Source organism: Streptomyces sp. NRRL F-5755 (genome assembly GCF_001279365.1).
GTDB lineage: Bacteria > Actinomycetota > Actinomycetes > Streptomycetales > Streptomycetaceae > Streptomyces > Streptomyces rimosus.
The window spans coordinates 17,765-38,822 of sequence record NZ_LGCW01000315.1 but is presented as its reverse complement, the minus strand read 5'-3'; the positions used below and the strand labels follow the sequence as shown (position 1 = coordinate 38,822).

The window sequence follows — 21,058 nt, the reverse complement described above, 5'->3', positions numbered from 1 at the left end:
CCGCCCCCGCTCCCTCACCCCCCGACCCGCAGCGCCACCGCCCCCTTCCCCGGCACCGTCAGCCGGGCCGTCCCGTCGTTCCCGACGGTGACCGTGTGGCTGTCGCACGCGTCGGGTGCGGCCCGCAGGATGTCGCAGTACGTTCCGGCGGGCAGGGACGTGGCGAACGTCCGCTCCAGCGCCGCGTCGCCGTTGTTGAGGGCGACGAAGCCCTTGCCGTCGCGTGCGAAGGCGATCGCGTCGCCGCCGTTGTCCCACCAGTCGGTCAGCGGCGCGGAGCCCACCGCGTTGCGGAAGCCGACCATGGCGGTGATCTCCCGCCGGGCGTGCAGGCCGGTCCAGCCGTCGGTGCCGGTGGGCGGGCCGGCGTCCTTGTCGGTCCACGCGTAGCCGGAGTGGACGTTCGGTGAGCCGTACGGCGAGGCGAGCATGAAGACGTTGGCGAGGAGGTGGGCCGCGCCGTCCTTGTAGGTGAGCGTCGAGCCGTTGCGTTCGGTGTCCCAGTTGTCGACGAACGTACGGGCGTGCCCGCCGTCCAGTTTCCCGTCGGCCACGGACTTCAGCTGTGCGAGGTTGCCGCCCTGGAACGCGGCCTTGAGGTGGGTCCCGTACCGGAATTCGTCGACGTCTCCGGTGCCGGTGTACTCCTCGGGCCGTACCGCCTCGCCGTCGCCGTACACGGCCTCCTGCACCCAGAAGCCGGGGTCCTTCATCCGGCCCTTGACGGCCGCCAGGTCAGCGGCGGCCATGTGCTTGGCGGCGTCCACGCGGAAGCCGTCCACGCCCAGCGACCGCAGGTCGTCGAGGTATCCGGCGATCGCGGTCCGCACGTGGTCGCTGCCGGTGGCGAGGCCGACGAGTTCGCAGTTCTGCACGTCGCCGCGGTCGGTGTAGTCGGATATGTCCTTGCGGCATGCGTGGAAGTCACGGTCGCCGTAGAGGCCGGGGTAGCCGTACTTGGTGTACGCCGTGCCGCCCGTACCGGTGCCGGAGCCGGCGGCCATGTGGTTGATCACGGCGTCGGCGATCACCCGTACACCGGCCGCGTGGCACGCGTCGACCATCTTCTTGAAGGCCGCGCGGTCGCCGAGCCGTCCGGCGATCCGGTAGCCGACGGGCTGGTACGAGGTCCACCACTGGCCGCCCCGGATGTGCTCGGTGGCGGGCGAGACTTCGACGTAGCCGTATCCGGCCGGGCCGAGCTGGTCCGTGCAGGCCGTGGCGACCTGCACGAAGGGACGCTCGAAGAGGGTGGCCGTGACGGTCTTCGGGCCGGGCGGTGCGGCCTGCGCCGTCCAGGGCGTGGCGGCGGCGAGGCCGGCGACGGCCAGGACGCCGGCGAGGGTGCGGGCACGACGCTGCATGCTGCGGCTCCTTCGGCAGGCGGGAGCGGCCGGTCTCCGGTGGTGGGGCACCGCCGGCCGGCTCCGCGCGGGCAGCCGTGTTCCGGGCTGCCGTGGGGGGAATGTCCGACGGAGCCTGCCGTTCCGCCGGTTGACCCGTCAAGGGTTTTCGCAAGGCTTTTCGGCCCCTTGCGCAAGGAGCGGGTCGCGTCGCCTCGGGCCCGTACCGGCCGGACCGCGGCCGCCCGTACGGGGCATCCCGTCCGGGCGGCCCTCTTGTGCCCCGTGCCACTCAACCGCCAAGGTCCTCTGCGAGGTTCACGCTTCCGCCACGCACCATCCGTTCCCCTGGAGGACCGATGAACGAGGCACCATCGCAGCGCCACGAGCCCCACGAGCACGACGGCCCCGAGGACCCCGCCGGTCACGAAGGACCGAGACCCACCAGGCGCTCCGTCCTGTGGACCGCCGGGGCGGCGGGGGCCGGGCTCGGTATCGCCGGGCTGGGCACCGGCAGCGCCGCGGCGGCCGGGACCGGACAGGCGGCCGGAGCGGCGGCGGCGGCCTGGGAAGCAGCGGCTCCCCGGCGCAAGCACAAAACCATGATCGGCGTACCGTTCGAGCGGCGCGCCACGGTACGGGTCGGCATCATCGGCCTGGGCAACCGCGGCATGGGCATGCTGCCGCTGTACCTCGACATACCGGGCGTACGGGTCGTGGCGGTCTGCGACCCGGTCAAGGACAAGGCGGCCAAGGCCGTCCAGCTGGTCACCGGCGCGGGACAGCCGGCGCCCGCCGTCTACAGCAAGGGCGACCACGACTTCGAGAACCTCGTCGAGCGCGGCGACCTCGACTTCGTCTACATCGCCACCCCGTGGGACTGGCACTTCGAGATGGCCAAGGCGGCGCTGCTGGCCGGCAAGCACGTCGGCGTGGAGTGCCCGGTCGCCATGCGCATGGACCATCTCTGGGACCTGGTCGACCTCTCCGAGCGCACCCGCCGGCACTGCATGCAGGTGGAGAACTGCTGTTACGGCCGCAACGAGATGCGCGTCCTGCGGATGGCGCACGCGGGCCGCTTCGGCAAGCTGCTGCACGCCGCCGGCGCGTACAACCACGACCTGCGCCAGCTGATGTTCGACCCGACGTACTACGAGGGGCCGTGGCGGCGGCTGTGGCACACCCGGCTTCGCGGTGATCTCTACCCGACCCACGGCTTCGGGCCGATCGCGAACTACATGGACGTCAACCGCGGTGACCGGGTGGTGCGCATGTCCAGCTACGGCACGCCCGCGCTGGGGCTCGCGGAATACCGCGCGGCGCACATGCCGCCGGGCGACCCGAGCTGGAAGGAGTCGTACATCGAGAGCGACCGCACCTTCAGCCTCCTGCAGACCGCCAAGGGCCGGGTGCTGCGGCTGGAGCACGACGTGTCCACGCCGCACCCGTACAGCCGCATCAACAGCCTCGGCGGCACCAAGGGCGTCTTCGAGGACTACCCGGAGCGGATCTACATCGAGCCCGACCAGAGCAACGACCAGTGGGGCGACTTCAGCCAGTACGCCGAGTGGGACCACTGGCTGTGGAAGGAGCACGCCAACCCGCCCGGCGGCCACGGCGGCATGGACTACATCATGCTGTTCCGGATCATGCAGTGCTTCCAGCTCGGTCTGGTACCGGACTTCGACGTCTACGACGCGGCGACCTGGAGCGCGCCGGTGATGCTGAGCCACGCCTCCATCAAGGCGAAGGGCGAGCCGCAGGAGTTCCCGGACTTCACCCGGGGCCTGTGGCGCAAGCCGCGGCAGGGGGTGGACTCCCCCAAGCCGACGGCGTGACGAGCGAGCCGGCGGCGTGACGGAGCGGGGCCGGGCGGGCGGAGCCGCGCCCGGCCCCCGCACCGCTCCGGCGGCTCGGCAGCGCCGCCCAAGTCACTCGTAAGCGCCGCCCGCAAGCGCCCCTCAGGCCGCCAGATGCGCGCGGTCGCCCATGACCACGACGGGACGCTGCCGCGGGTCGAGGGTGCGCAGCAGTGTGACCAGGCCCGCCTTGGAGATGCTCACACAGCCGGACGTGCCGCTGCCGTGGTCCAGGTGGAGCCAGATGCCGCCGCCCTTCTTCTGCCCCTGCGGCCGGGTCGGGTCCAGGGGCGAGGTGCCTTTGACGCGGTTGTAGTCGACGGCGATGACGTGGTCGAAGTCGTGCCGGGTCTTCTTCTCCCAGTACGGGGGCGGGGTGAAGGCCGCCGAGTGGGTGTACGGCAGTTTCGCGCCCGGGTCGGGCAGCACGCCGCCCGCGTCGGTGAGGCTGTAGACGCCGACCGGGCTGCGCAGATCGTCCTCGTGGTGGTCGGTGGTCCAGCCCTTCCTGCCGTTGTGCGCGGGCCAGTCGGCCGTACGGTGCCACCCCTTGGCCGTCTTCGTGTACAGGACGAGCGTGGCGTCGGGCGAGTCGGCGCCCTTGCCGTACACGGCGACGACCTGCCGCGTTTCGGCGGGGATGCGCGCTCTGAGCTGCGCCCCCACCCCCGGGAGATCCTTCGAGTACGCGGCGGCCTCGGCCTTGCGCCTGTCGTTGCCCTTGCCTTCGTCGTCCGCCGTTCCGCCGCCCGTGCCGCAGCCCGCCAGCAGGGCCAGCCCCACTGCCGCCACCGCGGCCTTCCGTACCATGCAGCCCGCAGTTCGCATGATTCCCATGGTGGCACCAGGACGGCACGTACGGGCCTGACCGACATGGCCCGTTGGGTGCGCCCGTGCGGAAAACCTGTTGAATCAGGGCGCCGTGACGCGCCAGTCTTCCATGGCCCTCCCACGGCCGCGCCCCTCTTCCTGCCGCGCGCGGCCCCGCCGCAGCACGACGACGCGGACCGGCCGCCGGCTCCCGGCCCGGCCCGACGCCCGTACACCCGAAGCGCCGCATGTCGGCCCCGACCTTGGGAAACCATGCACATTCGCGACCTTCCCCATGCCGATCCAGGGGTCCCGGACGTCCGTTCCGGCGGCCGGCTGCTGCGGTGGCTGTACCGGCAGCAGCTCGGCGGCCAGACCAAAGCACTGTGCTGGGGGCTGGTGCACACCGGTGGCGTGGCGTCCTTCCCCGTCCCGGTCGGTATCGCGGTACAGGCCGTCGTGGACCGCTCCTGCTCCCGGCTGCTGCTCGCGGGCGGCCTGTTGCTGCTGCTCGGCGCTCTGGTGGCGGTCGGTGACGTGATGCTGCACCGGGCCGCGGTCACCAACTGGATCACGTCCGTGGCCCGCATCCAGCAGCTGTTGGCGCGCAAGACCACCGAATTGGGCTCCACCATGACCCGGCGGGTCGCCGCCGGAGAAGTGGTGGCGGTGTCCACGGGTGACCTGGAGAAGATCGGATGGTTCGTCGAGGCGGTCTCGCGTTTCGGCGCCGCGGCGCTGACCTCCGTCGGCGTCTGTGTGGCACTGGTGGTCCACCAGCCCGCGCTGGGCGTGGTGGTGGCCGTGGGCGTGCCCGTACTGGCGCTGGCCGTCCTGCCGCTGCTGCCGCCCGCCACCCGCCGCGCCGACGAGCAGCGCGAGAAGGCGGGCCGGGCCACCGAGCTGGCCTCCGACACCGTCGCGGGCCTGCGCGTCCTGCGCGGCATCGGCGGCGAGGAACTCTTCCTCGGCCGCTACCGGCGCGCGTCCCAGGACGTCCGCCGGGCCGCCGTACGCAGCGCCCGCATGTGGTCCACGATCTCCGCCGTACAGGTACTCCTCCCGGGACTCCTGCTGATCGCGGTGGTCTGGTACGGCACCGGGCTCGCCCTCGACGGCCGGGTGCGGGTCGGTGAACTGGTCACCGTCTACAGCGCGGTCACCTTCCTGCTGTACCCGCTGAGGCACTTCGAAGAGATCGCCATGGCGTATTCCTTCTCCCGGCCGTCGGCCAAACGCGCCGCCCGTGTGCTGGCGCTGCGCCGTCCGGCCGACGGGCGGATCGCCGCGCCCGGCACGTTCGGCGGCGACCTGGCCGACCCGGTCAGCGGGGTACGCGCACCGGCCGGACGGCTGACCGCCGTGGTGTGCGGCGACCCGGACACGGCCGGACGGCTCGCCGACCGGCTCGGCGGCCACCCCGCCGACGCGCCCGAGGGCACGCCGTCGGTCCTGCTCGGCGGCACGCCGCTGGACGACGTACCGCGCGAGGCCGCCCGCACCGCCGTACTCGTCCAGGACAAGGACCCGGTCCTGCTGTCCGGGACGCTCGGCGAGCTGCTGGACATCCCGGCGTCCGGGTCCGTACGGGCCGAGGAGGCGCTGGCGGCGGCGCAGTGCGGCGACGTGCTGGCCGCGCTGGCGCAGGGCTCGGCCGACGGCTCCGGCGACCCGATGGCCAGTCACATCACCGAGCGCGGCCGGTCGCTGTCCGGCGGGCAGCGGCAGCGGCTGGCGCTGGCGAGGTCGCTGGTCGCGGACCCCGAGGTGCTGGTCCTGGACGAGCCGACCAGCGCCGTCGACTCGCACACCGAGGCCCGGATCGCGGACGGGCTGCGCGCGCTGCGCACCGGCCGTACGACGGTGGTCCTGACCTCCAGCCCGCTGCTGCTGGACCGCGCCGACCATGTGGTCCTCCTCGACGAGGGCCGGGTGGCGGGCACCGGCACCCACCGTGAACTCCTGCGCGGCAACGCGGCGTACCGCGCCGTGGTCACCCGCGAGACCGACGCGGACGACGGGCCGGAGGCCGCCTCCCTGGCGGGCCGGGCCGCGTCCGGCGGGCACTTCGCCCGTACCGGCACCGACCAGATCGAGGAGACCGCATGATCGGCCTGGCGCCACCGGAGCACGATCCGGACGCCCCGCGGACGGCCGCGACCCTGCCGGTCGGCTCGCCCGCGACCGTACGCGCCTATGTGGGCGGGCTGGTCCGCCGGCACCGCGGGGCCTTCGTCCTGCTGGTGACCGTCAACGCGGTCGCCGTCCTCGCCTCCATGGCCGGACCGTTCCTGCTCGGGAACGTCGTGGAGGACCTGGGCAACGGCGTGCGCGACCTCCATCTGGAGTGGACGATCGCGCTGTTCGTCCTCGCGCTGGCCGTCCAGGCCGTGTTCGTCCGGCTGGTAAGGCTGCGCGGCGCGATGCTCGGCGAGGAGATGCTGGCGGACCTGCGCGAGGACTTCCTCGTACGGTCCGTCGCCCTGCCGCCGGGCGTGCTGGAGCGGGCCGGGACCGGCGACCTGCTGTCCCGCATCACCACGGACATCGACCGGCTGTCGGAGGCGATGCGCGAGGCCGTGCCGCAGCTGGCGATCGGCGTGGTCTGGATCGCGCTGCTGCTCGGCGGGATGACCGTCACCGCGCCGCCGCTGGCCCTGTCCGTGCTCATCGCGCTGCCCGTGCTGCTCGTGGGCTGCCGCTGGTACTTCAAGCGCGCCCCGCACGCCTACCGCTCGGAGGCTGCCGGGTACGCCGCGGTCTCGGCCGCGCTGACCGAGTCGGTGGACGCGGGGCGCACCATCGAGGCGCACCGGCTGGGCGCGCGCCGCATCCGGCTCTCCGAGCGCCGCATCCGCGAATGGACCCAGTGGGAGCGCTACACCCTCTACCTGCGCTCGGTGCTCTTCCCGGTCGTCAATGTGACGCATGTGCTGATCCTGGTCGCGGTGCTGCTGCTCGGCGGCCTGTTCGTGCTGCGCGGCTGGCTGACTCCGGGACAGCTGACGACGGGGGCGCTGCTCGCGCAGATGATGAGCGAGCCCGTGTCGATCATCCTGCGGTGGTACGACGAGCTCCAGGTGGCCCAGGTCTCCATCGCGCGGCTGGTGGGCGTACGGGAGATCGAGCCGGACGCCGCCGACGAGCGGGCCGAGCCGGACGGCCGGGATGTGCGGGCGGACGATGTGCGCTTCGGTTACCGGGCGGGCGTGGACGTGCTGCACGAGGTCTCGCTGCGGGTGCGGCCCGGCACGCGGATGGCGCTGGTCGGTCCTTCCGGGGCGGGCAAGTCGACGCTCGGGCGGCTGCTCGCCGGGATCTACGCGCCGCGCACCGGCGAGATCACGCTCGGCGGCGCGGAGCTGTCCCGGATGCCGGCGGAGCGGGTGCGCGCGCACGTGGCGCTGGTCAACCAGGAGCACCACGTCTTCGTGGGCTCGCTGCGCGACAACCTGCTGCTGGCCCGTACGGATGCCGAGGACGCGGAGCTGTGGGCCGCGCTCGGGGCGGTGGACGCGGACGAGTGGGCGCGGGCCCTGGAAGCGGGCCTGGACACCGAGGTCGGCTCCGGCGGCCACGCCCTCACCCCGGCCCAGGCCCAGCAGATCGCGCTGGCCCGGCTGGTCCTGGCCGACCCGCACACCCTCGTCCTGGACGAGGCGACCTCCCTGCTGGACCCGCGCGCGGCCCGGCACCTGGAACGCTCACTGGGCCGGGTGCTGGACGGCCGTACGGTCGTGGCCATCGCCCACCGGCTGCACACGGCCCACGATGCGGATGTGATCGCGGTGGTGGAGGACGGCCGGATCAGCGAACTGGGCAGCCATCAGGAACTGGTCGCGGCGGACGGGGCGTACGCGGCGTTGTGGCGGTCCTGGCACGGATAGGGGACGCGGTCGGGCGGGGGCGGACCGGTCCCCGCCCGGCCGGGGCGCCCGAAGTGCGGCCCCGCTATCCGAGGTACCCCAGTGCCCCCAGCCCGCCGATCCCGCCCAGCAGCATGAACACGGGCATCAGGACCTTGATCTCCACCCAGCTCCCGGCGCGGAAGCGCATGCCCTTCGGCGGGCCCACCGGGTACCAGCGCTTGCGGCCTATCGGGATGGGCCACAGGACCGGGCAGCCGGAGACGGTCAGCGCGTCGCCGATGTCGTGGACCAGCGCGCCCAGCACGATCGGCAGGCCCAGCCACAGGTACTCCTGGCCGGGGTCGGTGAACAGCCAGCCAGCGCCGTTGCCCGGCTCGTCCAGGACTCCGGCGAGGATCCAGGCCGTCGCTGCGCCCAGCAGCCACACCAGGACGTCGCTGGAGACCCGGGCCGCCCGCCACAGCAGGCCCTCGATGGCCAGCACCATGTGGACGAAGAGGATGCCGAGCACCGCCCAGCGCCCGCCCTGCACTGCCAGGAGTGACATGCCGGCGCCGACCAGGACGGCCCACACCCACGTATGGGTGAGGGTGCGGTGGCCGCCGGAGCGGTGGGCGTCGCCGCGCATCTTGGTGGCCTTGTAGACGGCGTGCGAGAGCGCGTCGACCACGCCGCACAGCGTGCGCGAGAGCGGTCCGAAGGCGCGCGATATCGTCGCCGACTTGTGGTCGAGGTCGGGTGCCAGCGCCGCGCCGGCGCAGATCAGCGCGCCGACGACGAGGACCGGCCAGGGCATCGGATACCCCGCGGCCGCCGTCGCCGCACCCACCCCCAGCCAGGCCGCGGCCCCGGACAGCGAGTGCGCCGGTCCCATCATCGTCGTTCCCCATCCCGGATTGACTGGACACCGGGCCCGGCGTCCGTCGAGGGGGCAGCGGGCCCGCGGCCCGGATTTCTGACGCCGGGCCGGCGACACAGCGTAGCCTTTGTTGATCTAGGTCCGACCCGCCGGTTGTCGGATCCGGACCCGGCCAAGGCAGTATGGGGGCGTGACCCTCATCGATCATCTCCCGAACGACGCCGACCCCGATGCCCTCTTCGAAGCCTTTTCGAGCTGGGCCGAACAGCAGGGCATCGCGCTCTACCCTGCTCAGGAGGAGGCGCTGATCGAGGTGGTCTCGGGGGCGAACGTCATCCTGTCCACCCCCACCGGATCGGGAAAGAGCCTGGTCGCGGCGGGTGCGCACTTCACCGCGCTGGCCCGTGACGAGGTCACCTTCTACACCGCGCCGATCAAGGCGCTGGTCTCGGAGAAGTTCTTCGACCTGTGCAAGCTCTTCGGCACGGAGAACGTCGGCATGCTCACCGGCGACGCCTCCGTCAACGCGGACGCGCCGGTCATCTGCTGCACGGCCGAGGTGCTGGCCTCCATAGCGCTGCGGGACGGCAAGGACGCCGACATCGGCCAGGTCGTCATGGACGAGTTCCACTTCTACGCCGAACCGGACCGCGGCTGGGCCTGGCAGATCCCGCTGCTGGAACTGCCGCAGGCGCAGTTCGTACTGATGTCGGCAACTCTGGGCGACATGTCCCGTTTCGAGGAGGATCTGACCCGGCGCACCGGCAAGCCGACCTCGGTCGTACGGTCCGCGACCCGGCCCGTACCGCTGTCGTACGAGTACCGGGCGACCCCCCTGACGGAGACCCTGACCGAGCTGCTGGAGACCCGGCAGGCCCCGGTCTACATCGTGCACTTCACACAGGCGGCGGCCGTGGAGCGGGCGCAGGCGCTGATGAGCATCAACATGTGCACCCGCGCCGAGAAGGACGAGATCGCGGCGCTGATCGGCAACTTCCGCTTCACGACCAAGTTCGGCCGCAACCTGTCCCGCTACGTCCGGCACGGGATCGGCGTCCACCACGCGGGCATGCTGCCCAAGTACCGCCGGCTCGTCGAGAAGCTCGCCCAGGCCGGGCTGCTGAAGGTGATCTGCGGCACGGACACGCTCGGCGTCGGCGTCAACGTCCCCATCCGTACGGTGCTGTTCACCGCTCTCACCAAGTACGACGGGACGCGGGTGCGCACGCTGCGGGCGCGGGAGTTCCACCAGATCGCGGGCCGCGCGGGCCGGGCCGGATTCGACACGGCCGGGTTCGTCGTCGCCCAGGCGCCCGAACACGTCGTGGAGAACGAGAAGGCGCTCGCCAAGGCCGGCGACGACCCCAAGAAGCGCCGCAAGGTCGTGCGGAAGAAGGCGCCGGAGGGCTTCGTCAACTGGGGCCAGAACACCTTCGAGAAGCTGATCGCCGCCGAGCCGGAGCCGCTGACCTCCCGCTTCCGGGTCACCCACGCGATGCTGCTGTCCGTGATCGCGCGGCCCGGCAACGCCTTCGAGGCGATGCGCAAGCTGCTGGAGGACAACCACGAGCCGCGCCGCAACCAGCTGCGGCACATCCGCCGCGCCATCGCGATCTACCGTTCGCTGCTGGACGGCGGCATCGTCGAGCGCCTGGACGAGCCGGACGCGGAGGGGCGGATCGTCCGCCTGACCGTCGACCTCCAGCAGGACTTCGCGCTCAACCAGCCGCTGTCCACCTTCGCGCTCGCCGCGTTCGACCTGCTCGACCCGCAGTCGCCCTCGTACGCGCTGGACATGGTCTCGGTGGTGGAGTCCACCCTCGACGACCCGCGGCAGATCCTCGCGGCCCAGCAGAACAAGGCCAAGGGCGAGGCGGTGGCCCAGATGAAGGCCGACGGCGTCGAGTACGAGGAGCGCATGGAGCGCCTCATGGACGTCGAGTACCCGAAGCCGCTGGAAGAACTGCTGCTGCACGCCTACAACCTCTACCGCAAGAGCCACCCGTGGGTCGGCGACCACCCGGTGTCGCCGAAGTCGGTCATCCGCGACATGTACGAGCGCGCGATGACCTTCACCGAGTTCACCTCGTTCTACGAGCTGGCGCGCACCGAGGGCATCGTCCTGCGCTACCTGGCGAGCGCGTACAAGGCGCTGGACCACACCGTGCCGGACGACCTGAAGTCCGAGGACTTCGAGGACATCATCGCCTGGCTGGGCGAGATGGTCCGCCAGGTGGACTCCAGCCTGCTGGACGAGTGGGAACAGCTGGCCAACCCCGAGGAGGAGACCGCAGGGGAGGCCATGGAGCACGCGGACGAGGTCAAGCCGGTCACCACCAACGTGCGCGCCTTTCGCGTACTGGTCCGCAACGCCCTCTTCCGGCGGGTCGAGCTGGCGGCGCTGGACAAGGTCGAGGAGCTCGGCGAGATGGACGCCGAGTCCGGCTGGGACGCGGACGCCTGGGGCGAGGCGATGGACGCGTACTGGGACGAGTACGACGAGCTGGGCACCGGTCCGGATGCGCGCGGCCCCAAGCTGTTGCAGATTCAGGAGGAGCCCGAGCACGGGCTGTGGAAGGTGCGGCAGACGTTCGCCGACCCCAACGGCGACCACGACTGGGGCATCTCCGCGGAGGTGGACCTGGCGGCCTCCGACGAGGAGGGGCGCGCGGTGGTGCGCGTCACCGATGTGGGGCAGCTCTGAGCTGCCGGAACACCTGACGGAGGACATACGGTCATGACCAACCCCGCCGAGCGCCTGGTCGATCTGCTGGACCTGGAGCAGATCGAGGTGAACATCTTCCGCGGCCGCAGCCCGCGGGAAAGCCTCCAGCGCGTCTTCGGCGGGCAGGTCGCCGGACAGGCACTGGTCGCGGCCGGGCGGACCACGGAGGGCGACCGGCCCGTGCATTCGCTGCACGCGTACTTCCTGCGCCCCGGGCGGCCCGGGGTGCCGATCGTGTACCAGGTCGAGCGGGTACGGGACGGCCGGTCCTTCACCACCCGCCGGGTCGTCGCCGTCCAGCAGGGACGCACGATCTTCAACCTGACCGCGTCCTTCCACCAGCCCGAACCGGGCGTCGAGCACCAGCTGCCGATGCGCCGCGAGGTGCCGCCCCCGGAGGAGCTGCCGACCGTCGCGGACGAGGTGCGCGGACACCTGGGCGGGCTGCCCGAGGCGCTGGACCGGATGGCCCGCCGCATGCCGTTCGACATCCGCTACGTCGACCGGCTGCGCTGGAAGCCGGAGGAGATCGAGGGCGCGGAGCCGCGCAGCGCGGTGTGGATGCGGGCGGTCGGACCGCTGGGCGACGACCCGCTGATCCACACGTGCGCGCTGACCTACGCGAGTGACATGACCCTGCTGGACGCCGTCCGCATCCCGATCGAGCCGCTGTGGGGCCCGCGCGGCTTCGACATGGCCTCGCTCGACCACGCGATGTGGTTCCACCGCCCCTTCCGCGCCGACGAGTGGTTCCTGTACGACCAGGAGTCCCCCATCGCCACCGGCGGCCGCGGCCTGGCCCGCGGCCGCATCTACGACCGCGCGGGCAACCTCCTCGTATCCGTCGTCCAGGAGGGCCTGCTCCGCCCCCACACCAACGCCCCGAGCCTGGAACGGCCGTACGGGGAGGAGGCGGGCGGGGAGTCCTGAGCGGATTTCCCACTCGGCGGAGCCGAGCCTTCGCCGCCGGGTTTCAAAGAATGAGAATTCCCGGCACGGCAACCGGCAACTTCCGCCAAGGTCCAGTTTTCCCTGCGCGCCGTCTCATCGAGAAGTTCCCGCAGTTCAGACACCATCCGGGACCTCGGCTCCGCCCGATGAACCGGCCCGCGAACCGCGCCCGGAATTCACCGATCGGAACCGGCCACTCGCCACACATCCCTTCTGCCACGACATACTCAACGACCCCACGGGTGCAACAAAGCGTCATAGCGGCACTCGACACCGGTCTACAGGTATGAGATAGTCACTCGTTGAACAGAAGCTGACGTTATCGCGCGATTTTGGGCTTACCCACACATACGTCCAGGGAGTCGAACACGCCCTGGCGTTGAGGAGTACGCGTTGCCCGATTTAAGGCGCTTGATTTCGCCCGAAGGGCGCATCTGGGAGACAGACGACATCGTGGCCCGTGTATTCGGTGCCACCGAACTTCTTGCACACCGCGGCGTCGGCCCCGGTTCACGGGTGATGCTGAGCGGCGCCAATTCCCCGGAATGGGTTGTCGATTTACTCGCGCTCATTCACCTGGACGCTTCGGTGGTCCTGGCCGATCACCGGGCCACCCCGGCCCAGCACTCACGTATCCGCGCCCAGGCGCGCGTGGTCCTGGAAATCAGCGACGGTACGGGCAGCACCGCGGCGCCACGGCCCGCTTCGCGCACCGCGGCCGGGCCCGATGTCGCGGCCTGGGCGCGGCGCCAGGACGCCGCGATTTCCTGGTCGTCGGGCACGACGGGCAGTCCCAAAGGCATTGTCCGCTCGGGCCGCTCCATTCTGGACAACCTCGCACTCAGCGCGGAACGCATGGGATACCGGTCCGATGACGTATTCCTGCCCGTCCTGCCGTACTCCCACCAATACGGTCTGTCGCTGGTCCTCTGCTGGTGGCTGAACGGCGGCACGCTCGTGGTCTACGGGCCGGCCACGCGCCTGGACCGTGCGCTCGCGGTCGGCGTGGACCACGGCCTGTCCATCGTCGACGCGGCCCCGTCGACCTATTACAGCCTGCTCAATCTGCTCGACCGCCGTCCCGCTCTCGCGGACGCGCTGAAGGCGGTGCGGGCCTGGTGCGTGGGCGGCGCGCCACTGGGGCGCAGCCTGGCGGCCCGGTTCCACGCCCGCGTCGGCCGGCATCTGCTCGACGGCTACGGGGCGACCGAGGTGGGAAACATCGCGCTGGCGCCGCCCACCGACCCGGTCGGGTGCGGCACACCACTGCCCGGCGTGGTCGTCGAAGTCCACGACGACCACGGCAGGCCGCTGCCCCACGGCCGGCTCGGCGAACTCGTCGTACGCAGTGACGGCCTGATGACCGGCCACCTGGGCGACGACGGGGAGCTGGTGCCGGTCGCGGGCCCCGTGCACCGTACCGGCGACATCGGCCTGCTCGACGGCGCCGGCCGCGTCTTCCCGGTCGGGCGCAAGCACGCCGTGCACCGTGACGGCCACACGCTCTTTCCCGACCACCTCGCCGAGCGGGCCGAATCGGCCGGCGCACATACGGAGGTCGTCGCCGTCCCCGACGAGCGTCTGGGCTGCCGTCTGGTGTTCGTGATCGCGGACCCGGACGGTCATGAGCCCGCGCACTGGAAGCGGGTGCTGCGCCCCGTGCTCGCCCGCTACGAGCAGCCCGACCACATCGTCGTGCTTCCCGCGCTGCCCCTGACGAGCACGGGCAAGCCCGACCCGGCCGTTCTGGAGAAGATCGCCATGACCTCGCTGCCCGCGCCGCACCACACGGCCACCGACGCCACCGCGTCCGGACCGGCCACCGGTGCGGCCGACTACCGCATTCCCTTCGCCGACCGTGTCGACGCGCTGCGCGCAGTACGCCGGTACGTGGCCGCCAATGAAGACGCGGTACTGAGCATCCTCACCGAGATCTCACCCCACCACACCGCCCGCGCGGAGATCCGTTCATTCCTCGCCACCCTCGACGGAGCGGAGGAGGAGATCCGCCGGACCCGGCCCGGCTGCGTGCCCCGGGCCGCGGTCTTCATGCCCTCCAACATCCCGCTCTATTCCTACGCGCTCTACATGCTCGTGGCCTCCCTTTACACCGACAGGATCACCTTCAGGCCGTCCTCCGAAATCAAAAGCCAGCTACAGCGCCTGCACGATCTGCTGGCGCCGGTGCACGGCTTACCCATCGAGCTTTTCGCACTCAGCCAGCGCAAGTTCGTGACCGGCCCGGTACGCGACGCGGACCTCCTCGTCTTCACCGGCAATTACTCCCACGCCGAGACGATCCGTGAAGGGCTGGCGGAAGACCAGCTCTTCCTCTTCTTCGGCCGCGGCATCAACCCCTTCGTGATCGCACCCGACGCCGATTTCAAGCACGCCGTGGACGACCTCACCAGTATCCGTCTCTACAATTCCGGCCAGGACTGCTTCGGTCCCGACGTCGTGTTCGCGCCGCAGGGCCGCACCGAGGAATTCCTCGACCTGCTGTCCGCCAAACTGGCGTCGCTGCGTTTCGGGCAGAATAGCGACCCGGCCGCCGATTACGGTCCGATCTGCTACGACTCGGCGCTGGTGAACTGCTCGGACTACCTGGTGCGCCATGCACGTCGCATCCGGCACGGCGGGCGCATCGATCTGCCGTCGCGCAAGGTCGAGCCGACCGTGCTGCTGTGGGGCTTCGACGACAAGATCCCCCTTGACGAGATGTTCGCCCCGGTGTTCAACGTCGTGGCCTATCCCAGCGCGCGGCGGTTGCGTGAACGGCTGTCGAGTCCCTACTTCAGCGAACGCGCTCTGGGGGCGATGGTCTACGGAAACGATCCGGAGACGGTGGAAGTCCTGTCCAAGCGTCACCGGACCTGCGTCGACCACACGCTGCTCGACGCCGAGGACGGCAATCACCCGTTCGGCGGATTCGGGCTGATGGCGAACTACCTCTCCTACGGCGGCGAACGGCACGCCGAACCCCTGCTCATCTCACAGGCCGTGGCACAGCATCTCCCGACGGTCGCCCCCGTCGCGGTGCGTGGAAGGTGACCGGGATGAGCAAACGGTACGCCGACGCGTGGTCCGCGATCGTGGACCTGCTGGTGGCGAACGGGGTCGACACCTGCTTCGGGCTGCCCGGCGACGACCTGGAGCTGCTTCGCGCCCTCGACGCCGCCGGCCTGGACCTCGTGCCGTGCCGCGACCAGCGCAACGCGATGTACATGGCCACCGGCTACGCGCTGCAGTCGGGCCGGCCCGCCGTATGCGCCCTGGGCAAAGGCCCGGCTGTCACGCACGCGGCCACGGGGCTGCTCGAAGCGCGGGAGTCCGGTGCGCCGGTCCTCGTACTCGCCGCCGGTGTGCCCGAACGGCGCCGGGGCAGCGGCGGATTCCAGGAACTCGACCAGGTCGCCGTGACCGCACCCCTCGTGCGGTGGGCGCACCGGGTGGGCCATCCGGACCGGGTCGTCCCCGCGACGGTGACGGCGCTGACCCGAGCGGTGGGGCCGCCGCCCGGCCCCGTATACCTGGAGATACCCGATGACGTCCGCACGGCGGAGATCCTGATCACCGGGCCGCAGCCGACGCTGCCCGAACCGCTGGCCCTTGAGCCCATGTCCGCGGCGCCGGGGCCGGCACTGGCGGCGATCCGCGCGAGCCGGCGTCCGGTGGTGCTGGTGGGCGGCGGGATGCGGCACCGCAACGACGGCGGTGCGGTCGAGCGCTTCGCCGAACGCCTCGGCGCGGCGCTCTTCACCACCGCGTCCGGCCGCGGTGCCGTCGACGAGCGCCATCCGCTGTTCTGCGGCGTGGCGGGCCTCTACGCCGCGGCCCCCGCCCGTGAACTGTGGTCGTCCTGCGACCTGGTGGTGTCACTCGCCGGACGGCTCGAAGAAACCGTCGTCGAAGGCGGAACACCGTGGCCCCCGATCCCGGTGGTGCAGGTCAACGTCGATCCGGGCGGGCTGTCGGCCGAGTTCCCCGGCCCGCGCGTGCTCGGAGACGCCCGGCACGCCGTGCTCGGCTGGACACGGGCGCTGGACGAGGACCGTGAGGCCGGGCACGCGGACGCGACGGAGGTGTGGGCGAACAAGATCGCCTTCGCCCGTAAGGCCATGTCGCTCGACGTGGAAGCGGAACTGACCCGCGCGGCGGCGCTGCCGGGCATCCGCATCGCCGAACTGCTCGCCGCGCTCGACGCCACCGCCGGCGAGGCCCACGTACTGGTCCAGGAGAACGGGCTGCAGGACATGTGGTCCTACTGCTTCCCCTTCCACGTCGGCGGCGGGTCCCTCGTACCGTCGGAGCAGACCCCCTTGGGTTTTGGAGCGGCCGCGGCCATCGGGGTCAAGCGGGCCGCCCCGGACCACGAGGTCACCGCGTTCGTCGGGGACGGAGCGTTCCTCGCGGCCCGCGCGGACATCGCCGCCACCGCTCCGGCCCACGGCGGCATCCTGTACGTGGTGCTGTGCAACGGCGGATACGGCTGGCTGGACGCCCAACGCGCCCGCCTCGGCCTCGACGCCGAACGCTACCCCTTCACCCGCCCGGGCGCGCCGCCGCCCGTGGTGGACGGACCGGACATCCACTACCGGGTGCTGCGTGACAAGGCCACGCTGACCAAGGAGATTCTTGCCGCGCGACGGTTCTGCTCGGAGGGCGGCACAGCCGTGCTCATGGTGCCGGTCGCACCTGACGACATTGCCCCGCCGCTTCGTGACGCCGGGGTGGTTCCTCAGTGACTGGTGCGGGGGAGCCGGTTGACGCCCCAGCTGGCGCGCCGCCCCGTGCGTGCGGCACCCGCTCGCCACGGCGCTGGAGGACCGGGAGCATGCCGGACGCTTCGATTACGGCCGGCGCCGGGGGCGCCGCGATCATCGGCAGTGGCAACGGTGCGGTGGCCCTTCGTCGCGCCGCGAACGTGCCGGGCGACGAAGGGCCACCGTCCAACGGGCCGTTCACCCAGGTCACGACCACCGTGGTCAGCGCTTCCGGCGAGATCGGCATGCGTCTCGGTACACCGGGACCCAGCCGTACCCAGAGCGCGGCGTGCGCCGGCGCCTGCGACACCACCGTCGGTCTCGTGGGCAACAACCGCCCGCGCGCTGCCCAGACGCAACAACCCGACCGCGACGTGCCGACCGTTCGATACGCACCACGAGCGGATGCGGACCACGCTCAGCGACACGTTCCGCTTCGGCGGCCACCATGCCGTTCTCGCGGCCCGAGCAGTATGAGGTCCCGGCCGTGAATCACCCTCCGGAACCGCCCCCGAGCCCCGCCACCGTCACCCGCAGCGGGCCGCTGACCTGGGTCCAGCAGTGGCACTGGTACGAGCGCACCATTCCCGGACCACGGCGGGTGAATCCGACGCCGCTCGCCGACCACTGCCACGTACCGCCCTCCGCAACCGTCGCCGACATCCACAGGGCGCTCGCATCCCTCACCGCCCGCCACGAGGCGCTGCGCACCACCATCGACCCGCTCCGTCCGATACAACACGTCCACCGCGCGGACTGGGCCCCGCTGCCGGTCGACTGCGTGGACGTCCCCGCCGCCGACGCCGACACTCTGGAGGCTGCCACGGCGGCGCTGGCCGCCCGCCCGATCGATCCCGAGCGCAATCCGCCCTGGCTGGCCAGGGTGTTGCTGGAGGCGGGAAAGCCGCGTGCAGTCCTGATGACCACTCACCACGTTCTCATCGACGGGTGGGGATTGGCGGTACTGCTCAACCAACTGCACGATCAACTGCTCGGTGATGACGCACCGGCGGAGGCACTGGCGCACCCCCTCGACACCGTCACCGCCCAGCCCCTGGAACGCGCCCGCGCGGCGGAGCGTGAGTGGCTCACGCGTCTCTCGGGCAACCCGACCGGCGTGCTGGCCCCGTTCGGCGGGACCGACGAGGGCGACGGGCGCCACCGCCTCCAGCACCGCTCGGTGGACGCGTACGACGACCTCGCCCGCGTCGCCCGGCGCTATCGGGTTAGCCCGGAGGTCGTCATGCTCGCGGCGCTGGCCCATGACGTCGCCACGCGTACCGGCGAACACCGCTTCCTCGCCTCGGTGGTGGTCTCCAACCGGGCCCGTGCCGCTCTGCGGAACAGCATCGGCGTCCGGGCGCTGACGGTTCCGGTACAGATCGATCTCCGCCCGGGCGCGGTGTTCGGCGAGGTGGTCGCCTCGGTCGCCGCCGCTTCCGCCGCGGCCTACCGGCACGGTCAGTGGCGCCCCGCGGAGCTGGTCGCCGCCCAGGCACGTATGGACCGCCGCCGAGGTGTGGTGACCGTACCCACCATCGAGTACAACTGCTATTCGTGGCCACGGGATTACCTGGTCCCGGCGTACAATTCCCCGCCGAACGGGCCCGTCACCTGGATCCGCAGCGCGCCCGACGAGCCCTGCGACACCCTCTACGTCGACCTCGGCCTCGACGCGGGGGTCGTCACCCTCGATGTCACCGTCGGGGATCACCTGCTCGACGCCGAGCAGGCCATGGCGTTGCCCGTCCGCCTGTGCGGACTCCTGCGCGCGCTCGCCGACGGCGCCGCGTGCCCGGTTCCGGAACGCTCGCTCACACCGGCCGCCTCCGGGTGGTGGCGCGCCCCGCAGGGCTGGGTGTGCGTGCCCAGGGTCGAAGACGTCTTACGCGGCCATCCCGGAGTACTCGACGTAACGGTGGCGCCCAGCGGGGAGGCCGCAGGGGAAGGCGGAGAACCGCACCTCGTCGCGTACGCGCACACCGCCCCTGATGTCTCCCCCGATGACTTGCACCGTCACGTTCTGGACCATCTCGACGAAGTGCCGGGCATCGTGGCCCCGGGCTGCTACGTCCTGTCCCTGGACGGTCTCGGGTCCGGCCGTCCGTCCGATCATTCCTGCACCGTTACCGGCGGTCCCGGGGCCCCGGGGGTCCTGTCGCGCCCGCCTGCGACGGAGGCTGAACGGGCACTGGCTGCCGCCGTGGTCGCCGCTGTGGCTGCCGTTGGATCCGGCGGCCTCGTTGGTCCTGGTGGTTCTGTCGAACCCAGGTGTCCCGTCGGACTCGGCGGTCCTGTCGGGCCCAGTTGTCCCGCCGAACCCGATGGTCCTGTCGGACCTGATGGTCCCGGCGGACCCGACGGCCCCGACGGACCCGGCAGCCCCGACGGTCTGCCGGTCGGTTCCTCCGACAGCCCGATCGCCGTGGACATGAACCGTTGCCTAGCCGACCACGGAGTCACCCTGGTCGCCGTCCCCCGTCTGCTGGCGCTGCTTCACCGGTCCGGCTTCACCGGGATCGCATCGGACGAGCTGGCCGGTACGGCTTCGCTCGGCCATCTTGCCGCGGCCCTGGAGCCCTTACCGCCCCGCGCCCATCGTGGAGGAGAAACCTCACCATGACCGCGCCCCACATCCCTGCCCCGTCCGTGGACCGCCTGGCCCCGTGGGCCTTCGCCGAGTTCGTCGAGGCGAACACCCACGACACGGCCTACCGCCCGCCGGTGGTGGACGGTCCCGTCGGGCCGACCATCGTCCGCAACGGCCGCGAGCTGGTGAACTTCGCGAGTATCAGCTTCCTCGATCTGGAGCGCCATCTCCCGGTACGACGCTATTTCGCCGAAGGGGCGCTCGCCCACGGCCTGAGTACCAGCGGATCCAGGATGACCCAGGGAATCTGCCGCCCGCACCAGGTGCTGGAGGAGACGATCGCCCGTCACACCGGCAAGGAGCGGGCCATCAGCTTCGCCACGGGGCTGCTGGCCAACATCGGGTTCGTCCACGCCATGAGCAGTGCCGCGCGCTTCGATGCCGGGATCGAGGTACGTAATCGCGACACCGTTTTCGTGGTCGACCGTGACGTCCACTGGAGTATCTGGAAGGGCCTGGAGGGGCTTGGCTACGGCCGTAACGTCCACGCGTTCCGGCACAACGACGTTTCCGACCTGGCACGCATCCTGAACCGGGTCCGGTCCCGCAAGACCGTGGTCATCGCCGAAAGCCTCTATTCGGCCGACGGCACCATGGGGCCGATCGTGGAAATCATCGATGAATGCGACCGGCACGGCGCCATCAGCATGATCGACGATGCGAACGGCTTCATGGTGTACGGGCCCGAGAACCGTCCGTACGCCCGGGAGGCGGCCGCGATCCGCGAACGGGCCGACTTCGTCATGGTGTCCCTGTCGAAAGCCATCGGCCTGGAAGGCGGCGCGATCGCCGGACCGGCGGCGGCCATCGACGCCTTTGAACTGCTCTCCGGCACCTCGATGTTCACGGCCGCCATCCAGCCGCCGACCGCGTACACCGCCGAGCGCACGATCGACGTCCTCGCCAACAAACCGGAGATCGTCGACAACTACTTGGCGCACGCCGCACGCCTTCGCCGACAAATGCACGAGGCCGGCTCGCCGACGCTGCCGACCGAGTCGTACATGCTCTCGGTGCCGATCGGAAATGACGCCGCCGCCCTGCAAATGCGCGAGTGGTTCGTCGAGGACGGCTATCTCGTACCCGTCTTCTCCTACCCGGCCGTCTCACGCAACCAGGCGCTCCTGCGCCTGTTCCCGCACGCGGGCCACACCGAGGAGCAGATGGACGGCTTCCTGCGCACCCTCCTCACCTACCGACGGCGCCTCGGGGTCTGAGGTCCCCGTCCC

12 protein-coding genes are annotated in these 21,058 nt (G+C 71.3%); 9 read left to right on the top strand and 3 right to left on the bottom strand.

Annotation, left to right across the window (positions count from 1 at the left end; translation table 11 throughout):
- Nucleotides 1–14 precede the first annotated feature (14 nt).
- The gene (locus tag ADK86_RS37575) at nt 15–1,364 is read right to left on the bottom strand and encodes an alpha-amylase (protein ID WP_053700660.1); all 1,350 of its coding nucleotides are present in this window, start codon (nt 1,362–1,364) and stop codon (nt 15–17) included.
- Nucleotides 1,365–1,702: 338 nt separating this feature from the next.
- On the opposite strand from ADK86_RS37575, the gene ADK86_RS37570 reads away from it, so the two are divergent.
- Nucleotides 1,703–3,181 (top strand): Gfo/Idh/MocA family protein, encoded by a 1,479-nt coding sequence (locus ADK86_RS37570; protein ID WP_053700659.1) that lies wholly within the window; start codon nt 1,703–1,705, stop codon nt 3,179–3,181.
- A gap of 123 nt (nt 3,182–3,304) precedes the next feature.
- On the opposite strand, the gene ADK86_RS37565 is transcribed toward ADK86_RS37570, so the two are convergent.
- Nucleotides 3,305–4,039, bottom strand: a complete 735-nt coding sequence (locus ADK86_RS37565) for a L,D-transpeptidase family protein (RefSeq protein WP_053700658.1) — start codon at nt 4,037–4,039, stop codon at nt 3,305–3,307.
- Nucleotides 4,040–4,285: 246 nt separating this feature from the next.
- Between ADK86_RS37565 and ADK86_RS37560 the strand changes: the two genes are divergently transcribed.
- Both ADK86_RS37560 and ADK86_RS37555 read left to right on the top strand, forming a co-directional pair.
- Nucleotides 4,286–6,121, top strand: a complete 1,836-nt coding sequence (locus ADK86_RS37560; RefSeq protein WP_053700657.1) for an ABC transporter transmembrane domain-containing protein — start codon at nt 4,286–4,288, stop codon at nt 6,119–6,121.
- Entirely contained in the window at nt 6,118–7,899 is a 1,782-nt protein-coding gene (locus tag ADK86_RS37555) for an ABC transporter ATP-binding protein (protein WP_053700656.1), read from the top strand. The genes ADK86_RS37560 and ADK86_RS37555 overlap by 4 nt, the downstream gene beginning before the upstream one ends.
- 64 nt (nt 7,900–7,963) lie before the next feature.
- On the opposite strand, the gene ADK86_RS37550 is transcribed toward ADK86_RS37555, so the two are convergent.
- Nucleotides 7,964–8,758 carry a metal-dependent hydrolase gene (locus ADK86_RS37550; protein WP_030587792.1) on the bottom strand — a complete coding sequence of 265 codons (795 nt, stop codon included), beginning with the start codon at nt 8,756–8,758 and terminating at the stop codon, nt 7,964–7,966.
- Between the two features lie 172 nt (nt 8,759–8,930).
- Here ADK86_RS37550 and ADK86_RS37545 point away from each other — a divergent pair, with 172 nt between their 5' ends.
- From ADK86_RS37545 to ADK86_RS37520, 6 genes are all read left to right on the top strand, one after another.
- On the top strand, nt 8,931–11,444 hold the full coding sequence (locus ADK86_RS37545) for a DEAD/DEAH box helicase (protein ID WP_053700655.1): 2,514 nt from the start codon (nt 8,931–8,933) through the stop codon (nt 11,442–11,444).
- A 33-nt stretch (nt 11,445–11,477) separates the two neighbouring features.
- Nucleotides 11,478–12,395, top strand: coding sequence for an acyl-CoA thioesterase (locus tag ADK86_RS37540; protein ID WP_053700654.1), 918 nt, complete (start codon nt 11,478–11,480; stop codon nt 12,393–12,395).
- Between the two features lie 474 nt (nt 12,396–12,869).
- A complete protein-coding gene (locus tag ADK86_RS37535) occupies nt 12,870–15,467 on the top strand; it encodes an aldehyde dehydrogenase family protein (protein ID WP_234346297.1) in 2,598 nt (865 codons plus the stop codon).
- 5 nt (nt 15,468–15,472) lie between these two features.
- Nucleotides 15,473–17,161 carry a thiamine pyrophosphate-binding protein gene (locus ADK86_RS37530; RefSeq protein ID WP_053700652.1) on the top strand — a complete coding sequence of 563 codons (1,689 nt, stop codon included), beginning with the start codon at nt 15,473–15,475 and terminating at the stop codon, nt 17,159–17,161.
- 505 nt (nt 17,162–17,666) lie between these two features.
- Nucleotides 17,667–19,802, top strand: a complete 2,136-nt coding sequence (locus ADK86_RS45355) for a condensation domain-containing protein (protein ID WP_053700663.1) — start codon at nt 17,667–17,669, stop codon at nt 19,800–19,802.
- A complete protein-coding gene (locus tag ADK86_RS37520; RefSeq protein ID WP_053700651.1) occupies nt 19,799–21,046 on the top strand; it encodes an aminotransferase class I/II-fold pyridoxal phosphate-dependent enzyme in 1,248 nt (415 codons plus the stop codon). The genes ADK86_RS45355 and ADK86_RS37520 overlap by 4 nt, the downstream gene beginning before the upstream one ends.
- The last annotated feature ends 12 nt before the right edge of the window (nt 21,047–21,058 follow it).